This window comes from Roseospira navarrensis, from assembly GCF_009601025.1.
Taxonomy (GTDB): domain Bacteria; phylum Pseudomonadota; class Alphaproteobacteria; order Rhodospirillales; family Rhodospirillaceae; genus Rhodospira; species Rhodospira navarrensis.
Map to the genome: position 1 here is coordinate 38,295 of NZ_WIVE01000024.1, position 19,007 is coordinate 57,301.

The window sequence follows — 19,007 nt, forward strand, 5'->3', positions numbered from 1 at the left end:
GGCACGAGGTCCGCGCCACCGAACGACCGGGGAGACACCACCATGTCCGCATGTTCCGCCGCCATCCTGGAAACCCGGGGGGTTCTCGCCCTGACCGGCGAGGATCGGGCACCATTCCTCCAGGGTCTGGTGACCAACGATGTGGCGCGCGTGGCCTCGGACCGGGCCATCCACGCGGCTCTGCTGACGCCCCAGGGCAAATTCCTGTTCGATCTGTTCGTGGCGGCGCAGGGAGACGGCTGGCTGATCGACGGCGAGGCCGCGCGGCTGGCCGACCTGCAGGCGCGGCTGCGCAAGTTCAAGCTGCGCTCGAAGATCGGGCTGACCCTGGCCGAGGGCTGGAGTGTGGCCGCCGCCTGGGGCGACGGGGCCGCCGAGGCCTTCGGGCTGCGCCCGGGCGAGGCCGGGGCGGCCCGGGCGCTGGGGACGCCGGACGACGGCGTGGCCTATGTGGACCCGCGCCTGCCCGCGGCCGGGGTGCGCCTGATCCTGCCGGCCGATCACGCCGGGGCCCTGCTGGAGGCCCGGGGGGCGGCCCTGGTCGATCCGGCGGCCTATGACCGGCACCGGCTTGAACACGGTCTGCCGGACGGGTCGCGCGACCTGATCGCGGAGAAGACCACCGCGCTGGAGGGCGGCCTTGAGGACCTCAACGGGGTGGACTTCCACAAGGGCTGTTACATGGGCCAGGAGTTGACCGCCCGCACCAAATATCGCGGCCTGCTCAAGCGTCGCCTGATGCCGGTCTCGGTGGACGGCGCGGTGCCGGAGCCGGGCACCATGCTGCTGACCGACTCCGGCAAGGACGCGGGCGAGATGCGCTCCGGGATGGCGCTGGACGGCGGGACGGGCCTGGGGCTGGCGATCGTGCGGCTGGAGGCGCTGAGGGCCGGGACCGCTCTGCATGCCGGCGCGTCGCGGGTCATGCCCCGCCGGCCGGCCTGGATGAGCCTGCCTGAGCCCGAGCCCGAGCCCACGGCGGCCGGTTAGGACTGGCGCATCAGGTCGGGGTCTTGGCGAGTCCGGGGCCGGCCAGCACGCCCTTGGGCAGGCGGCGGGTCCTGGGAAACACGAGCCGGGCGGTCGTGCCGACGCCCGGCTGGCTCTGGTGATGCAGCGTGCCGCCGTGCAGGGCGATCATTTCCGTGACCAGGGTCACGCCGAGGCCGATGCCGCCGGCGTGGCGGGCGACATCAGCGTCGGCCTGATAGAAGGGTTCGCCCAGGTGGGACAGTTGGTCGGCGGTCATGCCGATGCCCGTGTCGGCGACGACGAGTGTGACATCGCCGCTGGGGTCCTCCGTGTCGATCCACGTGGTCACCTGGCCGTCCGGCGAAAACTTGATGGCGTTGGACAGCAGGTTCAGGAGCATCCGCTGCACCAGTTGTTCGTCTGCAAACAGGTGGAGCGGCGTCCCCCTGTGCACGCGCAGGTCGGTTCCGTTGGCTGCCGCGTCTGCCCGCAGCAACGCGGCCTTGTGTTCCAGGATCGCCTGCAGGTCCACCACGGACTCGGACAGGGTCAGCTTGCCGGCCTCGATGCGAGAGATGTCCATGAGGTCGCAGATGAGGCCCATCAGCGACTGCCCGGTGTCGTGGATGTCGCGGGCGTAGTCGCGATATGTCCGGGAGCCCAGCGGGCCGAAGACCTCGTTCGCCATCACCTCGGAAAAGCCGAGGATGGCGTTCAGCGGCGTGCGCAGCTCATGGCTCATGGTGGCCAGGAAACGGGTCTTGGCCGCGCTGGCCCCGGCGATGGCCATGGCGGCCTGGGTAAGCCGGGCCTCGCGCTCGCGGGCGTCCGTCACGTCCCGGATCACCGCCAGACAGCCGCCGTCCTGATACGGGGCCAGGCGGGCCTCGAAGCTGCGAAGGGCGCCGTCGGCGAGGGCGAGCTGGTATTCCACGGTCTGTGTCTCGCCGGTGGCCCGCATGTGATCGAGGGCGGATGTGATCGCGGCCGCCACATCCGAGGGAAGGGCCTCGTCGTAATGTTGCCCGCGCAGGGCGTCGGCGTCCGTGACGAGCAGGCGCTCGGGGTCGTGGAAATCAATGTAGCGCCCCTCGGCGTCCATGCGGACGAACAGGTCCGGCATGACCCGGATCAGGGTATCCGCTTCGGCCCGGGCGGCCTCGGCCCGCGCTTTCTCCGCTTCCAGACGGGCCGCGAGCTGGCGCAGGTGGTCGGCCTGCTTCTGGAGGCTGCGGCCCCGGGTGGCCGCGAGCCGCGTGGCGGCGCGCTGGCGCAGGTAGAGAACCAGCAGGAGCGCCAGCACCAGGACAAGCGCCCCGGTCGCGTAGGGCAGCAGCAGCCGCAGCGGGATGCCCTGCGCGGCGCGCACCTGGGGCATCCACCTGTCGGTCAGACGGTCCAGGGTGCCGTCCGCGATCCGGATCGCGAGCCCGCCGTTCAGGGTCGCCAGAAGGTCGGCGTCGCCTTCCCGGACGGCGAAGGCGTAGCGCAGCTCGAACCCCTCCAGGTCCAGGTCGGCCGCCTGGATCCCGGACCGGCCCTCGCGGTCCAGCAACAGCAGCCCCTGAAGGCGCGGGGCCACGACCGCATCGCACTCGCCCACGGCCAGACAGTCGAAGGCGTCCCGAAGCGTGGGGAACGGAACCACGCCGTAGCCCCAGGGCTGGGCGCGGGCGTACTCATGGCCGACGTCGTCGCGCATGACCGCGACCCGCAGGTCCGAAAGGTCCGCGTCCGTCTCCACGTCCGGGCCGTCGTCGCGCACGAAGGCCGTGCCCCGCGTCACCACCACGGGCACCGAGAAGTCCAGGTAGGCGTCCCGCTCGGGGAAGATGCCGACGAACGGCAGTGCGTCGAGGTCGCCGGTGCGCAGGTCGTCGAGCAGGTCGCTCCATGGGCCGGTCCGGACGGTGGCGTCCAGGTCCATGACCTCGGCCACCGACCGGAACAGTTCGACGGCGAATCCGTCCGGCTCGCCCTGGTCGTTGACGATGGAGAAGGGGGGATAGTCCAGCTCGCTGCCGACGACCAGCGGCTCCGCCGCGTCGGCCGAAGCAGGCCCGCCCCACACCAGGGCGACCGACAGACCGAGCATCGCCCCAGCCCTCAGTATCGCCCCAGCCCTCAGTAAGGACGGCCAGGACGGCAGGGTGTGACAGGTCTGCGTTCTCAGACCGGGCATTCAGTGTTCCAGTCCCGCCCGATGACAGGTCCGGCGCGTCACGGCACGCAATCGCCTTCGGATCGTCCCCGGTTCTCGGGGCGGCGCCGGTTCGGGTTCCCACAAGCGAAACGGCGATGAGTATACCAAGGGCGCGCCGCCCCGTCCACGTGCGCCGGGGCTGGACAAGCCCCCCGCGTCTGCGCATACCTTGCGCCACCCCGCGTCAAGGCCCCCTTCTCAGGCCCCCCTGATCAGGCCCCCGTGCGCGCCGGTTCGACTGTGCCCAGCAAAGGAGGCGACAAGACCATGTCCAAGACCGTGTTGATCCTGCCCGGTGACGGCATCGGCCCCGAGGTGATGGCGCAGGTGCGCCGCCTGCTCGACCGTATCGGCGGGTTCAATATCGAGGAGGGACTGGTCGGCGGCGCCTCCTACGATGCCCACGGCACGCCCCTGACGGACGACACCATGGCGGCTGCGCTGAAGGCCGACGCCGTGCTTCTGGGCGCCGTGGGGGGCCCGAAGTGGGAGTCGCTGCCGTTCGCCGACAAGCCGGAACGCGGTCTGCTGCGTCTGCGCAAGGACATGGAGCTGTTCGCCAACCTCCGCCCCGCGCTGGTGTTCGATGCCCTGGCCCAGGCCTCGACGCTCAAGACGGACCTGGTCCGGGGCCTGGACCTGATGATCGTGCGCGAGCTGACCGGCGGCGTGTACTTCGGCGAGCCGCGCGGCATCGAGGACCTGCCGAACGGCGAGCGCCGGGGCATCAATACGCAGGTGTACACCACCAGCGAGATCGTGCGCGTGGCGCGGGTGGCCTTCGATCTGGCCCGCAAGCGGGACGGGCGGGTGTGCTCGGTCGAGAAGGCCAACGTGATGGAAAGCGGCCTGCTGTGGCGCGAAGAGGTCCAGACGCTTCGCGATGCCGAATACACCGACGTGCAGCTCTCGCACATGTACGCCGACAACTGCGCGATGCAGCTTGTGCGCCAGCCCAAGCAGTTCGACGTGATCGTGACCGACAACCTGTTCGGCGACCTGCTGTCCGACTGCGCGGCCATGCTCACCGGCTCGCTGGGCATGCTGCCGTCGGCCAGTCTGGGCGCGGCGGATGCGAGCGGCGCCCGCAAGGCGCTGTACGAGCCGGTGCACGGCTCGGCCCCCGACATCGCCGGCCAGGACAAGGCCAACCCGATGGCCTGCATCCTGTCGGCGTCCATGATGCTGCGGTATTCGTTCGACATGGCGGCCGAGGCCGACCTGATCGATGCCGCCTGCCAGGACGTGTTGAATGCCGGAATCCGGACCGGCGACATCGTGGAAGCGGGCATGACGCCCGTCGGCACGGTCGCCATGGGCGACGCCGTGCTGGCCGCCATGGACAAACGCGCCGGGGGGTGAACCCTATCCCCCGCTCATCTGGCGCATGACCTCTTCCAGGCGCCGCGCGATGGTGCGGGTCAGGGAGGCGCCCACCTGCGGGTTGTCGTCCAGCAGGCGGAACAGCACGTCGCGGGAGATCAGCAGCACCTCGATCTGGGTGCGGGCGCGCACCGTGGCGCTGCGCGGCGCGTCGCACAGCAGGGCCAGTTCGCCGATCAGGTCGCCGGGCCCGCGCTCGGCGACCGCCGTTTCGCTGTCGTTGCGTTCCACCAGCACGTCGGCCATGCCGTCCACGATCACATAGGCGTCCTCGCCGGGCTCGCCCTGGCGCATGAGCACCTCGCCGGCGCGGTAGACCACGCGACTGCTGGTGAAGGCGATTAGCTTCAGGGTGGACGTATCCAGGCCGGCGAAGAACGCCAGCCGCTTCAGCAGCGCGGCCTCGCCGGCGACGGCGGCGGAGTCCTCATCGTCCATGGCCGGCTGCGGGGCGGCATCGTCCTCGGGCGCCGTGGCCTGGGGACCCGCCGCCGCGCGGGCGCGGACCATGCCCGAATCCACGTCGTAGACGGCGTCGAAGGCCACGCCGGCCGGGGCTTCGCTGTCCGCCCAGACCAGCCCCCGGCCCGCCATGTGGTCGGCCAGCGCCCCCGCCAGCGCCGTTCTGCCCGCGCTGTCGAGCGCACCGAACGCCCCGTTGACCACCAGCAGGGACGGCCGCTTCATCAGGCCGCGCGCCACCGCCAGCTTCTGGCGCTGGGCGGCGCTCAGGCGGCGTCCGCCGGCCCCGATATCGGTCTGAAGGCCCAGGTCGGTGATCGCGCCGGTCAGGTCGTTGCGCTCCATGACACGGGTCAGGATCTCGTCCACCCGGCGGTCTGCGCCCGGCCGGTCGGCGGCCACGCGACCGAACAGCACGTTGACCCTGACCGGCGCGAAGGGATGGTAGGCATCGGGATCGAGGAAATGGATCTCGATGCCGTCCGATCGGGCCTCGCGCGTCAGCACCTCCCGCACCCGGGGGCGCGCGGCGACAATCCGGGCCTGCATCTCCTCGCCGACGAGGCCCAGGCGGTGCCGGGCGGGGATCAGGCCAAGCGCCAGACTGCGCAGCAGCGCCCGATCCTCTTCGGGCAGGCGGCCCACGCCCTTGGCGCGGGCGTCGCGGATCAGCCGGATGTGGTCGTCCAGCGTGGCGACGTCGAAGAAGGCGTAGCGGTCGAAGAACTCGTGACCCGGCGGCAGGTCGTGGAACAGTTCGACCATGCGCTGGGCCACCCGCAGGCCGATGTCCAGCAGCGGCTCCAGCAGATCCACGGCCGCCAGAGCCTTGCGGAAGGCGGGGTGGCCGGCCAGGGCGAGCGGCCCGTCGGCCTCGCCCCGGGGCAGGCCGAACACCAGGTTGGCGGCCACGCTGGCGTTTCGGTTGTAGCGGGCGGGGTGGAACCGTTCGACCAGATCACCGGCGCCCTCGGTCTCCAGTTCGCGGGCGAACTGCACCCGGGCGCGCAGAACGGCGTCCGCGAGGTCGGGCCGCTCGGCCGGATCGATGGTGGCGCGCAGGCCCAGGGCCATGACCTCGTCGCCCAGGCCCACCACATTCAGAACGGTCAGGGCGCGCCGATGCAACGCGGGTGAATCCAGGCCCGCCTCGTCCCCGGGGTCGAGCCACGGGACATCGTCCCGTTCCAGAGAGTTGCCCGACAGCGTGGCTTCTTTCAACAAGTGGCCGTCCTCGGGGGGCGGCCCGTCCGACGGTTCGCGCCGCAACCCGTAGTACAGGGCATCCCCCAGGGTCCCGGCGCGGAAGCTGGTGTCCTGGTCCACATAGGCCACCAGTCGGGCGAGCATCGGCGCCGGCAGGTCGGCCAGCGGATGTCCGTCCAGCGTGATCCGGCCCCGTGACAGGGCGAGCAGGCCCGCCAGCGCCTGGGCCAGTTCCGGCCGTCCGCTGCCGGCATGGCCGATCAGGGCCACATGAGCGTCCAGGCGCAGCGACAGGGTGGCGCCGTCCAGGGGGCGGGTGCCGTCGTCGAGCTCCACCACCGCGTTGCTGAGGGCGAGCGCGCTGTCCGGTCCGGGGCTGACGGGTGGGGCGGCGGCCGGGCCGCCTTGCCCGGCCCGGGTCCGGGTCTCGGGCAGCATGCCGGCCGGCGCGAACTGTTCGATCAGCACGCCATAACGGATGCGGGCGTCCTCAAGGCTCTGGTAGTAGGTCAGCAACTCCTTCCACGGGCCGTAGATATCCTTGTAGGCGGCCAGCACGGCCACCAGAGCGCCAATGGACAGATCGCCCTGGATCACCAGATAGCCGCCGATGGCATAGAAGAAGAACGGTGTAAGCTGGGCGAAAAAATTGTTGATGAACTTGATGAGGAACTTATAGCGGTAGATGTCGAACCGGATGAAGAAGATGCGGCCGAGCATGGCCGAAAAGTTGGCCAGTTCGAAGCGCTCTGTGTTGTTCGAACGGATGTCGGGGGCGAGACTGACCGTCTCGCCGATGCGGTCCGACATGTGCCGCAGGGTCCGCACCCGCTCCTTGTTCAGGCGGTTGACCTTGCGTTGCAACTTGGGGATCAGCCAGACCTGCACCGGATAGAGCGCGATGGCGGCGAGGCCCAGCACCGGGTCCTGGGCGAACATGAAGGCCAGGATGGTGAGCAGGATTCCGCCCTGGTAGACCGGCAGCGCGATGGCGTCGCCGAAGAAACCGCCGATCGGCTCGCTCTCCTGCGAGATCATCGCGACCGTCTGGCCCTGGCTGAGGCCGCGCAGGCGCGGCAGCGGAAAGCGCAGCACGCGGCCGATCAGCATGTATCGCAGGCGGCGCAGCATGCGCTCCGCGATGACCCCCTTGTAGACCTGGATGACGTACTTCAGCCCGCCGTTGGTCAGCACCAGCAGCAGGAAAACGCCGCACAGGACCCACAGGTAGGTGACCTGCGAGACGTCCATGCCGAGCAGGGTGCGCGATCCCGCCCCGCCGCCGATGGCGTCGTTGACGATGCGCTTCGGCACCTCGAACGACACGTAGAGGACCGGGAACGAGATCACCGACAGGATGAGGATGCGGACCTGCTGCAGGCGGCTGAAGCGCCACACATAGGCGAAGACCGAGGGGGGCATGGGGCGGTATCCGCGCAGGCCGGGGCGCGCCCGCCGCACCCCTGTGATCCGTCAGGATGCCCCCTCTACTCGTTCCGGAAAAGGGGGCGCGGCCCTGTTCGGCTCACCCACCCATCCGCCGGATGCACACCGGCCGGAAGCGCCCGGCGACGAAGGCGGAGTCCGACAGCGCCGCGTTGGCGGCCGGGTTGGCCCCGGTGGCGTGGAAATCGGAGAACGCCGCCGACTGGTTCACGTACACCCCGGCGGTGAAGTTGACGGCCAGGTTGACGCCGGTCCGCAGCGCCAGCTCGACCGCCCGGGCCTCCAGGTCCGGGTTGGTGGTGTAGACACCGCCCGTGATGGCCCCCTTCGCGGCGACCGTCTCGGCCGCCAGATCCAGCGCGGCCGCGCCGGAGTCGCAGGCGATCAGGAAGGCGATGGGGCCGAAGCGTTCCTCCTCGAACACCGCCCGGTCCGTGCTGTCCAGCGCCACCAGGATCGGGGTGCGCACCGTGGCGTCCGGGTACGTGGGATGATCCACCGCCCGCGAGTCCAGAACCACCCGGCCCAGGCCGCGCGCCTGCTCGATGCGCTCCAGCGTGGCCGGGTTGCAGATCCCGCCCAGCACCTCGACGGCCCGTTCCGTGTTGCCGAGGAACTTGTCCAGCGCCGTGGCGAGCCCCTGGCACACCTCGTCATAGGTCTTGGGGCCGTCCTCGGTCTGGATGCCGTCCCGGGGAATGAAAATGTTCTGCGAGGTGGTGCACATCTGGCCGGCGTACAGCGACAGCACGAACGCAAGATTGCGGCAGAGGCCTTTGAAATCGTTCGTGCTCTCGATCACGATATAGTTCACGCCCGCCTTTTCGGCGTAGACCTGGGCGTGCCGGCAGTGGTCCTCCAGCCAGGTCCCGAAGGCGGACGACCCGGTGAAGTCGATGACACCGACGCGCGGATCAAGGCACAGATCCGTGGCCATGGGGGCGTCCGGATCGTCCACGGCCAGCAGGACCGTATTGGGATCGAATCCCGCGTCCGCAAGGACCTCGCGGGCGATCTTCACGGTCAGCGCGAGCGGCAGGGTCGCCCCTGGATGCGGCTTGACGATCACCGGATTGCCGGTGGCGAGGCTGGCGAACAGCCCGGGATAGCCGTTCCAGGTGGGGAACGTGGCGCAGCCGATCACCACGGCCACGCCGCGCGGCACCAGATGCCACGTCTTGTCCACCACCAACGGAGGATTCTTGCTGCCCTGCGGCTTTTCCCACCGGGCCTCGGCGGGGATGGCGGCCTGTTCGCGGTAGGCGTAGGCGACCGCCTCCAGGCCCCGGTCCTGGGCGTGCGGGCCACCGGCCTGGAACGCCATCATGAACGCCTGTCCGTTGGTGTGCATGACCGCGTGGGCCATCAGGAAACTCTGTGCGTTCAGCCGCGCCAGGATCTCCAGACACACGGCCGCGCGGGCCAGGGGGCCGGCATCGCGCCACTGGGGTAGAGCAGCCTCGGCCGCGTGCAGCAGCGCCCCCCTCTCCGGCTTCGGGTAGGCCACGCCCAGGTCGAACCCGAACGGCGAGCGCTCGGCGCCGATCATGACCCCGTCCTCGCCCGGCTGGTTGAGCGCGAACGGCTGGTTCAGCAGCGCCTGAAACGCGGACTCGCCGTCGTTGGCGGCGGTTTCACCGTAGGCCCGGGGGCTCGGCATCTCCGGGTAGGGCGACCAGTAGCCGCGCGACGCGATGGCCTCCAGAGCCCGGTCCAGGGTCTCGCGGTGCGTGCCGATGAACAGATCGGCGCCAGATTCCGTGCGCATGGGCGCGGCCTCCCTTCTCTTTGGTTTTTTGTCGGGTCCGGACCCGGGCGGACCGGGCGGGTCGGCTCAGCCCTCCAGCAGGGGCAGCCAGTCCTTGAGCCAGTCCACGGCGTCCTCGTCGGGCAGCGGCTGGGTGCAGGCGTCGATCTCCAGGCGCTCGCCGCGCTTGCGGGCGCCCAGGCTCGCCAGCAGGGCGTCCATGTCCTTGCCGGCGCGGCAGAAGGTCTCGCCGTAGGTCTGGTCGCCGAGCGCAATGACGCCGTACATCAGCGCCGACAGGTCGGGGCTCTGGTCTTTCAGAGCATCGGCGAAGGGGATCAGGTTGTCGGGCAGTTCGCCCAGCCCGTGGGTCGAGGTGCACACCAGCAGGGCATCGCGTCCGGGCAGGTCCAGCGCGTCCAGGCCGCCGTCGCAGTCCTCCACCAGGTCCGCATGGTGCCCCAACCGGCCGAGTTCGTCCGCCACGGTCTCGCCCACCATCTGGGCATTGCCCGATTCCGTTCCGACGATGACGAGAATGTTCACACCACTGCTCTCCATGGCGCCGATCACCCGGGCGGCCGCCGCGCCCGAAAAAAGCGATACCAAGTTTCGTCCCATGTGTCTATTTTTGTATCTCTTCCAAGTCGCGACGGGCCGGGCCGGCCCCGACCCGGTCCAAACCCGCCCCACAGACGCCAGCACGAGAGACGGAAGCCATGGGAACGACGGATGCGGACGTGATCGCCACCATAGCCCGGGGCGAGACCCTGACAGCCCCGGAGGCGTGCTCGGCCGGCTACCGGGCCGAGCTGATGCGCGTGCTGGCGGTGTTCGTGGACAGCGAGTTGGCGGGCACGGCCGGCCTGGTGCCGTTCATCAACAGCGCGCCCGGCCTGCGCGAGCGCGCCACGGCGGCGCGGATCGTGGCCGAGAAGTTCGACCACGCCCATCGGGTGCTGGAGATCATGGCGCCGTTCGGCATCAATCCGACCCTGTACGTGCGGGCGCACTGCTGGGACTCGCGGCTGGACCGCGAAATGGAGCTGGGCAACCGCCGGGTCGGCGGCGACAAGCGACTGAACGTGTTTCACGCGCCGCTGGAAGGCTGGCTGGACGCCATCACCATGAACATGCTGATGGGCGCGGCCGTGGCCGTGCAACTGGGGGAGCTGACGGATTGCTCCTATCAGCCGCTGTGCGCGGTCATGGGCGAGATCGCCGCCCGCGAGTCCGCCCACGCGGCCGCCGGCGAGACCGCGCTTGCCCAGGCCATCGAGCGCAGCCGCACCCCGACCGCCGCCCAGGTGGCCGTGGATTACTGGTATCCGCGCGTGGCCCATACCTTCGGGCGGGTGGACTCCGCGCATTTCGAGCGGTATCGCCAGTTCGGGTTGCGCCGCCACACCAACGCGGAACTGCTCAATCGCTGGGTCGCGACCACCGACCCCCGGCTGACGGCCCTGGGCCTGACGCCGCCGCCCATTCCCTGCTGACCGACGCCCCATCCGACGCCTGCTGCCCCCCGCTTGCTTCCGAGGATTCCGTTCCGCCATGAGCGACCCCACCGTGCTGCTGGACCGCGCCGACGGCGTGGCCACGATCACCCTGAACCGCCCGGACAAGCTGAACAGCTTCACCGTCGAGATGCACGCCGCCCTGGCCGAGGCCCTGGCCGCCGTGGCGGCGGACGAGACCGTGCGCTGCACCCTCATGACCGGGGCCGGGCGGGGCTTCTGTGCCGGACAGGACCTGAACGACCGCGCGGTGGCGCCCGGCGAGACCATGCCGGACATCGCCGAGTCCATCGAGGCCCGCTACAACCCCATGATCCGGGCCGTGCGGGATCTGCGCATGCCGGTGATCTGCGCCGTGAACGGCGTCGCGGCCGGCGCGGGCGCCAATCTGGCCTTCGCCTGCGATATCGTGCTGGCGGCGCGCTCGGCCAGCTTCATCCAGGCGTTCTGCAAGATCGGGCTGGTGCCCGACTCCGGCGGCACCTGGACGCTGCCGCGCCTCGTGGGGCCGGCCCGCGCGGCCGGCCTGATGATGCTGGGCGACAAGGTGCCGGCGGAGCAGGCCGCCCAGTGGGGCATGATCTGGCGGGTCGTGGACGACGAGGCGCTGATGGACGAGGCGCGCGGCCTCGCCCGCCATCTGGCGACGCAGCCGACCACGGGGCTCGCGCTCATCAAGCAGGCGCTGGCGGCCTCGGCCACCAACACGCTGGACGAACAGCTTGACCTGGAACGCGACCTGCAGCGCCGGGCCGGCGCCACGGACGATTACGCCGAGGGCGTGCGGGCCTTCCTGGCGAAGCGCCCGCCGGCCTTCACCGGGCGTTGATGACACGGGAACAGGACCCCCAGATGGATCAGACCGCCCGACAGGCGATGGCCGAGGCCACCACCCGCGCCATGTACCCGCGCGACAACACGGCCCGCCACATGGGCATCGTGGTCGAGGAGACCCGCCCCGGCTATGCCCGCGCCACCATGGAGGTGCGGGACTTCATGGTGAACGGTCACGACATCCTGCACGGCGGCGTATGTTTCACCCTGGCCGACACGGCCTTCGCCTATTGCTGCAACAGCCACGACGTGGTCACGGTGGCCAGTGCGTGTTCCATTTCCTTCATCGCGCCCGGCAAGCTAGGCGACCGCCTGACCGCCGAGGCCGTCGAGGTGGTCAGGAAGGGCCGCGCGGGCATCACCGATGTGACCGTGACCAACCAGACCGGCGAGGTGCTGGCGGTGTTCCGGGGCAACTCCCGCACCCTGTCCGGCCGCGTGACCGAGGGCGAGGAGCCACCCCTATGACCGACGCGTTTCTCTGTGACGCCATCCGCACGCCCATCGGGCGCTACGGCGGGGCCTTGGCCTCGGTGCGCGCCGACGACCTGGGCACGGTGCCGATCCGGGCTTTGATGGCCCGCAATCCCGGTGTGGACTGGGGCGCGGTCGAGGACGTCATCTACGGCTGCGCCAACCAGGCCGGCGAGGACAACCGCAACGTCGCGCGCATGGCCGCGCTGCTGGCGGGCCTGCCCGTGGACGTGCCGGGGACGACCGTGAACCGCCTGTGCGGGTCCGGCATGGATGCGGTGGGCATCGCCGCCCGCGCGATCAAGGCCGGCGAGGCCGATCTGATGATCGCGGGCGGGGTGGAGAGCATGAGCCGCGCCCCCTTCGTCATGCCCAAGGCGGAGACGGCCTTCGCCCGCGCCAATGCGGTGCATGACACGACCATCGGCTGGCGCTTCGTCAATCCGCTGATGAAGGCGGCGCACGGCATCGACTCCATGCCGGAGACGGCGGAAAACGTGGCCGATGATTTCGCGGTGGCCCGGGCGGACCAGGACGCCTTCGCGCTGCGCAGCCAGGCCCGGTGCAAGGCGGCGCAGGACGCCGGGCGTCTGGCCGCGGAGATCGTGCCGGTCTCGGTGCCCCGCCGGAAGGGCGACCCGATCGTGGTGGACACCGATGAGCACCCGCGCCCCGATGTGACGCCGGAGGGGCTGGCGAAACTGAAGGGCGTGGTGCGGCCGGACGGCTCGGTGACCGCCGGCAATGCCTCGGGCGTCAACGACGGGGCGGCCGCGCTTCTGGTGGCCAGCGAGTCCGCCGCCGTCCGCCATGGCCTGACCCCGCGCGCCCGCATCGTGGGCATGGCCACGGCAGGCGTGCCGCCGCGCATCATGGGGATCGGACCGGCGCCCGCGACGCGCAAGGTGCTGGCGCGGACCGGGCTCGCGCTCGCCGACATGGACGTGATCGAGCTGAACGAGGCCTTCGCCAGCCAGGCCCTGGCCGTGCTGCGCGATCTGGGGTTGCCCGACGACGCGGACCACGTGAACCCCAACGGCGGGGCGATCGCGCTCGGCCATCCGCTGGGCATGTCCGGGGCGCGGCTGGTGACCACGGCGCTCCATGACCTGCATCGCCGTCAGGGCCGGTTCGCCCTGTGTACCATGTGCATCGGGGTGGGGCAGGGGATCGCGATGATTCTGGAGCGGATGTAGGCGCGTCCGCTTTCCGCCTTGACCCGGTCGCCCCGAACCGACAAACAACCACACTTTCCGAAAAAAAATCCCGGGGGGAGACGTGACGATGGACCTGACCAAGCGGCCGCTCGAACACGAACTGGATCCGATCGAGACCGCCACTCGCGACCAGCTCGCCGCCGTGCAGACCCGCCGTATGGCCTGGAGCCTGCGTCACGCCTACGAGAACGTGCCGCACTACCGGGCCAAGTGCGATGCCGCCGGGGTCCATCCGCGCGACTTCAAGGACCTGTCGGACCTCGCGAAGTTCCCCTTCACCGGCAAGCAGGACCTGCGCGAGACCTATCCCTATGGCAGCTTCGCCGTGCCCATGAGCGAAGTCGTGCGCATCCACGCCTCGTCCGGCACCACCGGCAAGCCCACCGTGGTTGGCTACACCCAGGCGGACATCAAGATGTGGGCCTCGGTGATGGCGCGCTCGATCCGCGCCGGCGGCGGCCACCATCACAGCCGGGTGCTCGTCTCCTACGGCTACGGCCTGTTCACCGGCGGCCTGGGCGCGCACTACGGCGCCGAGGCCCTGGGCGCCACGGTCATCCCCATGTCCGGCGGCCAGACCGAACGGCAGGTCCAGCTTATCAAGGACTTCGAGCCCGACATCATCATGGTCACCCCGTCCTACATGCTGGTGATCGCCGACGAGATGGAGCGCCAGGGCATGGACCCGCGCGACAGCTCGCTGAAGATCGGCCTGTTCGGGGCCGAGCCCTGGACCGGCCAGATGCGCGGCGCGCTGGAAAATCGCCTCGGGATCGACGCCATCGACATCTATGGGCTGTCCGAGGTCATCGGCCCCGGGGTGGCTCAGGAGTGCATCGAGACCAAGGACGGCCTGCACATCTGGGAGGACCACTTCTACCCCGAGATCATCGACCCGGAGACGGGGCAGGTGCTGCCCGACGGCGAACTGGGCGAACTGGTGTTCACCAGCCTGACCAAGGAGGCCATGCCGGTCATCCGCTACCGCACCCGCGATCTGACCCGCCTGATGCCGGGCACCGCCCGCACCATGCGGCGCATGGACAAGATTACCGGGCGCTCGGACGACATGCTCATCATCCGGGGTGTGAACGTGTTCCCGACCCAGATCGAGGAACTGATCCTCAAGGATGAGCGCCTGTCGCCGCACTACCAGCTTGAGGTCCGCAAGGAACACCACCTGGATCACGTGACGGTGAAGGTGGAGGTCCGCCACGGCCTGACCGACGAGAGCGCGGGCGGGGCTGCGGCGCGCGACCTGCAGCACCATATCAAGAGTCTGATCGGCATCAGCACCACCGTTGATGTGATCGACGAAGGCGGCATCGAGCGCTCCATGGGCAAGGCCAAGCGGGTCGTGGACCTGCGCCCCAAGGATTAGCACCAGGCGCGGAGGGCGCGCGGAACGGAGGAAGCCGGGCCATGCCGGACGCGCCCTGGGACGAGGCCGGCCGCCGCGCCTTCGTGCAGGCCTGGACGGCCCTGGCCGCACCGCCGCTGGTGCCGGAGGTGCGTCTCCACACCGCCACCGAAATCACCCCCTTGTGGCTGGCCACGGAAGAGGGGCTGCGCGAACAGGGCCTGGAGCCGCCGTTCTGGGCCTTTGCCTGGCCGGGCGGGCAGGCGCTGGCGCGGTACGTGCTGGATCATCCCGACACGGTGCGCGGGCGGCGCGTGCTCGATCTGGCCTGCGGCGGGGGCCTGATCGGTCTGGCCGCCGCGCTGTCCGGCGCCGCCGCCGTGGACTGTGTGGACGTGGACCCGCTCGCCCTGACGGCGACCGCCCTCAACGCGGCGGAAAACGGCGTGGCGGATCGGATCACGCCGCTTTGCAAGGACCTGGCGGCCGACAGCGCCGACACCGGGGACTGGCCGGTCGTGCTGGCGGGAGACGTCTGCTACGCCCAGCCCATGGCGGACCGCATGATGGGGCTTCTGCGGGCGCGGGCCGCGGCCGGCGCGCTGGTCCTGATCGCCGATCCGGGGCGCGCCCACCTGCCCGGGGACGGCCTTGAGCCCGTCGCCGTCTTCGATGTTCCCACCACGCTGGAGCTGGAGGACCGGGCCACCCGGACGACCACCCTGTGGCGGGTCAAGTCGAGGTGAATTGCGAGCGATTTGCATTTGCATTTTGTGCCGGGGCGCGGCATACTCCGGCTCATGCGAACGAGCGGTCACGGGAGTGCGGGATGTACGTCTGCAACTGCAAGGGGCTGAATGAGCGTCACGTGCGCGGCGCCATCGATGGTGGCGCGCGCCATGTGGCGGGAGTCTTTCACGCCTGCGGCGAATCACCGCAGTGCGCGCGGTGCGTCAAACGGATCGCCGCCCTGATTCGCGCCGAGAAGGGCGCGCCGATGGCCCTGGTCGGGGCTCACATGCCGTCGCCACAGCAGATGGAAGCCTGATCGCGCGAACGGTCTCCACCCGCGCCCAATCCGGGCTGCCGGACTCGGATTTTTTTGCCGCGCGGCCGGCACGAAAGTGCGCGGCAGGTGCGTCCGGGTCTTTCATGCCGGGCCCGGAAAGCCTACTGTGAGGGTCAACGGGCCGGGGTTCTCCCGGTTTCGCTCACGGTCCAGGCTCAGGGAGACGGGCATGAAGGGACAGAAATCTGTCATCGACCGGCTGAACGCGGTCCTCACCAATGAATTGACGGCCGTCAACCAGTACTTTCTCCATGCCCGGATGATGAAGAACTGGGGGTATCTGCGGCTCGGCGATCACGTTTACCACGAGTCCATCGAGGAAATGCAGCACGCCGATCTCGTGATCGAGCGGATTTTGCTGCTGGAGGGCCTGCCCAACCTCCAGGACCTGAAGACACTGAGCATTGGCGAGACGGTGCCCGAGTGCCTCGCCAGCGACCTGAAGCTGGAATACGCCGCCCGGGAAACCCTGGTCGAGGGCGTGGCCCACTGCGAGCAGGTGCAGGACTTCGTCAGCCGCGACCTGATGCGCCGTATCCTGGACGACACCGAAGAGCACATCGACTGGCTGGAAAGCCAGCACCTGCTCATGGAGCAGGTCGGTGTGCAGGGCTACCTGCAACAGCAGATGTTCGGCGGCGGCTCCGGGGACTGATACGGGCCAGGGCGATGCGGCCCGACCGATGACGTGAGGTCTCGGGCCGGGCGTTTTTCCCGGTCGTGTCTTGGAGCGGCGCTCCGCCCGACCCACGTTGAGGGATGAGAGAAGGGCCGGACCGTAAGGCCCTCCTTGATGTCCCCAATCGCCGACAAGCCAAGGAACCGAACGCATGAGTGTCGCCCAGTCCCGCCGCCGGTCCGCTGCCTCCGTTGCCCGGGCGATCCACACCGATCAGAGGATCAAGGCCGCGGTCCTGGGGGCCGCGCTTCTCGTGGTGTCGGCGGTTGCGCTTGCGGCCGCCCCGGCGGCCTGGGGGCAGACGGTGGCCACGGGCGACGGCGGGGCGGCGGATGGCGCCGCCGGGTCGTCGTTCACCCTGGCGCCGCACGAGGCGGTGTACGACCTGCGCCTCATCAGCCGTGCCCCGGGCAGTCCCGTCGCCACGGCGAACGGCACCATGACCTATCGCATCGAGGACACCTGCGACGGCTGGGCCATGGAAAGCCGCACGGTCCTGAATCTGTTCTACAATCGCGGCGATCCGGTCCAGACCGACTGGTCCTTCATCTCGTGGGAGAGCAAGGACGCCACCCAGTACCGCTTCCGCATCCGCTCGGAGCGCAACGGCACCCTGGACGAGTTGATCGACGGCAAGGCGCGCATGGCGGCGGACAGCGACAGTGGCGGGGTCGCCGCGTTCAGCAAGCCGGCAGACCGCACCCTTGATCTGGCCCCGCGTGTTCTGCTGCCGGTGCAGCATACGCTGCGGGTGCTGGAGGCGGCCAGTGCCGGCGACCGCATCTACACCGCCTCCATGTTCGACGGGTCCGAGGTGAACGGTCCCATGCAGTCCACGGCCGTGATCGCCGAGGCCGTTCCGGCGGGCGCGATCGGAGAACTGCCGGACAACCCGCTGCTGGACAGCCCCTCCTGGCGAATGGTCCTGAGCTTTTTCGCGGCCGACAGCCGGAGCAGCCTGCCGGACTACGAGGTGCGGCTGCGCTACCACGACAACGGCGTAGCGGAAGAGGTCATCCAGGACTTCGGCACCATGGCGTTGCGCGGCGTGCTGAGCGAACTGAAGCCCATCGAGGGGGGCGGCTGCTGAGGCGCCGCGATCGCGCGTCCCGACCCTTACTCAACGACAGACAGTCCAGGCCCCGAGACCCATGACCGCCACTGCTCCCCACCCGGAGGACGTGCCGTCCCCCTGCGTGTCCGTCTGCAAGCTCGACACCGAAACGCGCCTGTGCAAGGGCTGCGGCCGCCATCTGGAGGAAATCCGTCTGTGGACGCGGATGACCGCCGATGACAAGCGCGCCGTCTGGGCGCGCCTTGAGTCGGGGACGCCGTATTCCGACGGCGGCTGAGGGGCACTCCACCGCGCCCGAAAACCCACGATCATCTTGACGCGGTCGGGCCGGCCTGTGATCCAGGTCATGGCACGGGACCGCCCGTCCTGCTGCGCTGGCCAGTCGGGCGCGCGGCCCGATTTCCACATCAGCGGGACGAGACGGCGACCCCTCGACATGACAGGCCCCAAGGCAGGCGCAAGGACGATCCGCGCCGCGGTGCGACAGGGGCCGCGGCTGATGGCCGGGTTGCTGGTCCTGCTGCCGCTCGCCGGGTCTCCGGCCGTGGCGGCGGCGGGGGACGGGCTGTTCGGCAGCGAGGAGATCGCGAACGGTGATCTGACCCCGTTCGTGCGCTGGACCGAAGTGCTGGAACGGATCGAGACCGAACGCGCCATCGCGTCCGGCGGCGCCGGGGCCGCCTGCCGGACGCGGGACTACGATGCCTGCGCGGCCGACCGCTGGCGGGCGATGCTCGACCCCTTGCGCGATCTGGACCGGGACGCCCAGTTGGCGGCCGTGAACGCGGCCCTGAACCGGGGGCCCTATGTCCAGGATTCGGCCAACTACGGCGTGTCCGACTACTGGGCCACGCCCGGCCAGTTCCTGGCCCGGCACGGCGACTGCGAAGACTATGCCATCGCCAAGTACATGGCGTTGCGGGACCTAGGCTGGTCGCCCGCCCTGCTGCGCATCGTGGTGCTGCAGGACCTGAACCTGGATGTGCCGCACGCCGTGCTGGCGGTGCGGTTGGGGGGGAAGTCGTACATTCTCGACAACCAGATCCTGGCGCCGGTGACCGACGACCGCATTGCCCACTATCAGCCCTTGTATTCGGTGAACGAGCGGCGCTGGTGGCGGCATCGCACGCCCGGCTTTCCCTGAAGCCCGCGTCCTGGACAGGGCAACGGGCTCAGGTTAACGGGCTCGCTCTTTCAGGCCTTTGCAGGGGGTCGGCGACCTGCGCTCGAGGTCCTTCAGCCGCTTCGCGGCTTCAGGATGACATCCTATAATTTTGGCTCAAATAGCGTTCGCTATGCATTCCCGGATTTGGTATCATGAAGGATACCGAACGCGGGAGGCGGGCATGGATCGGGACACGTT

17 protein-coding genes are annotated in these 19,007 nt (G+C 69.8%); 13 read left to right on the forward strand and 4 right to left on the reverse strand.

All coding sequences use genetic code 11. The features are described 5' to 3' along the window. Positions 1–42 precede the first annotated feature (42 nt). On the forward strand, positions 43–990 hold the full coding sequence (gene ygfZ, locus GHC57_RS09230) for a CAF17-like 4Fe-4S cluster assembly/insertion protein YgfZ (RefSeq protein WP_153343419.1): 948 nt from the start codon (positions 43–45) through the stop codon (positions 988–990). Positions 991–1,000: 10 nt separating this feature from the next. On the opposite strand, the gene GHC57_RS09235 is transcribed toward ygfZ, so the two are convergent. Beyond that, complete coding sequence (locus GHC57_RS09235) at positions 1,001–3,067, reverse strand: transporter substrate-binding domain-containing protein (RefSeq protein ID WP_170294788.1); 2,067 nt, start codon at positions 3,065–3,067, stop codon at positions 1,001–1,003. Positions 3,068–3,442: 375 nt separating this feature from the next. On the opposite strand from GHC57_RS09235, the gene leuB reads away from it, so the two are divergent. Continuing rightward, positions 3,443–4,537 (forward strand): 3-isopropylmalate dehydrogenase, encoded by a 1,095-nt coding sequence (gene leuB, locus GHC57_RS09240; protein WP_153343423.1) that lies wholly within the window; start codon positions 3,443–3,445, stop codon positions 4,535–4,537. 3 nt (positions 4,538–4,540) lie between these two features. Here leuB and GHC57_RS09245 read toward each other — a convergent pair whose 3' ends face one another. The 3 genes from GHC57_RS09245 to GHC57_RS09255 form a co-directional block, all read right to left on the reverse strand. Then, positions 4,541–7,648: a cyclic nucleotide-binding domain-containing protein gene (locus GHC57_RS09245; RefSeq protein WP_153343425.1), complete on the reverse strand. Its 3,108-nt coding sequence runs from the start codon at positions 7,646–7,648 to the stop codon at positions 4,541–4,543. A 103-nt stretch (positions 7,649–7,751) separates the two neighbouring features. Further along, the gene (gene paaN, locus GHC57_RS09250) at positions 7,752–9,440 is read right to left on the reverse strand and encodes a phenylacetic acid degradation protein PaaN (protein ID WP_153343427.1); all 1,689 of its coding nucleotides are present in this window, start codon (positions 9,438–9,440) and stop codon (positions 7,752–7,754) included. Between the two features lie 66 nt (positions 9,441–9,506). Continuing rightward, on the reverse strand, positions 9,507–10,028 hold the full coding sequence (locus GHC57_RS09255; protein WP_246152229.1) for a flavodoxin domain-containing protein: 522 nt from the start codon (positions 10,026–10,028) through the stop codon (positions 9,507–9,509). Positions 10,029–10,138: 110 nt separating this feature from the next. Here GHC57_RS09255 and GHC57_RS09260 point away from each other — a divergent pair, with 110 nt between their 5' ends. The 11 genes from GHC57_RS09260 (at position 10,139) to GHC57_RS09310 (ending at position 18,788) form a co-directional block, all read left to right on the forward strand. Then, complete coding sequence (locus GHC57_RS09260; protein WP_153343429.1) at positions 10,139–10,915, forward strand: Phenylacetic acid catabolic protein; 777 nt, start codon at positions 10,139–10,141, stop codon at positions 10,913–10,915. 58 nt (positions 10,916–10,973) lie between these two features. Beyond that, positions 10,974–11,765, forward strand: coding sequence for a 2-(1,2-epoxy-1,2-dihydrophenyl)acetyl-CoA isomerase PaaG (gene paaG / locus GHC57_RS09265; RefSeq protein ID WP_153343431.1), 792 nt, complete (start codon positions 10,974–10,976; stop codon positions 11,763–11,765). Positions 11,766–11,788: 23 nt separating this feature from the next. Continuing rightward, on the forward strand, positions 11,789–12,238 hold the full coding sequence (paaI, locus tag GHC57_RS09270) for a hydroxyphenylacetyl-CoA thioesterase PaaI (RefSeq protein WP_153343433.1): 450 nt from the start codon (positions 11,789–11,791) through the stop codon (positions 12,236–12,238). After that, positions 12,235–13,440: a 3-oxoadipyl-CoA thiolase gene (gene pcaF / locus GHC57_RS09275; RefSeq protein ID WP_153343435.1), complete on the forward strand. Its 1,206-nt coding sequence runs from the start codon at positions 12,235–12,237 to the stop codon at positions 13,438–13,440. Before paaI ends, pcaF begins: the two co-directional genes overlap by 4 nt. An 88-nt stretch (positions 13,441–13,528) precedes the next feature. Beyond that, entirely contained in the window at positions 13,529–14,842 is a 1,314-nt protein-coding gene (gene paaK / locus GHC57_RS09280; protein ID WP_153343437.1) for a phenylacetate--CoA ligase PaaK, read from the forward strand. Positions 14,843–14,883: 41 nt separating this feature from the next. Beyond that, entirely contained in the window at positions 14,884–15,567 is a 684-nt protein-coding gene (locus GHC57_RS09285) for a class I SAM-dependent methyltransferase (RefSeq protein WP_153343439.1), read from the forward strand. 83 nt (positions 15,568–15,650) lie between these two features. Beyond that, complete coding sequence (locus tag GHC57_RS09290) at positions 15,651–15,869, forward strand: (2Fe-2S)-binding protein (protein WP_153343441.1); 219 nt, start codon at positions 15,651–15,653, stop codon at positions 15,867–15,869. Positions 15,870–16,059: 190 nt separating this feature from the next. Continuing rightward, positions 16,060–16,545, forward strand: coding sequence for a bacterioferritin (gene bfr, locus GHC57_RS09295; protein ID WP_153343442.1), 486 nt, complete (start codon positions 16,060–16,062; stop codon positions 16,543–16,545). Between the two features lie 175 nt (positions 16,546–16,720). Further along, complete coding sequence (locus tag GHC57_RS09300; protein WP_153343444.1) at positions 16,721–17,659, forward strand: EipB family protein; 939 nt, start codon at positions 16,721–16,723, stop codon at positions 17,657–17,659. A 61-nt stretch (positions 17,660–17,720) separates the two neighbouring features. Continuing rightward, positions 17,721–17,921, forward strand: coding sequence for a DUF1289 domain-containing protein (locus GHC57_RS09305; RefSeq protein WP_153343446.1), 201 nt, complete (start codon positions 17,721–17,723; stop codon positions 17,919–17,921). 222 nt (positions 17,922–18,143) lie between these two features. Beyond that, positions 18,144–18,788, forward strand: coding sequence for a transglutaminase-like cysteine peptidase (locus tag GHC57_RS09310; RefSeq protein WP_170294789.1), 645 nt, complete (start codon positions 18,144–18,146; stop codon positions 18,786–18,788). Positions 18,789–19,007: the final 219 nt, after the last annotated feature.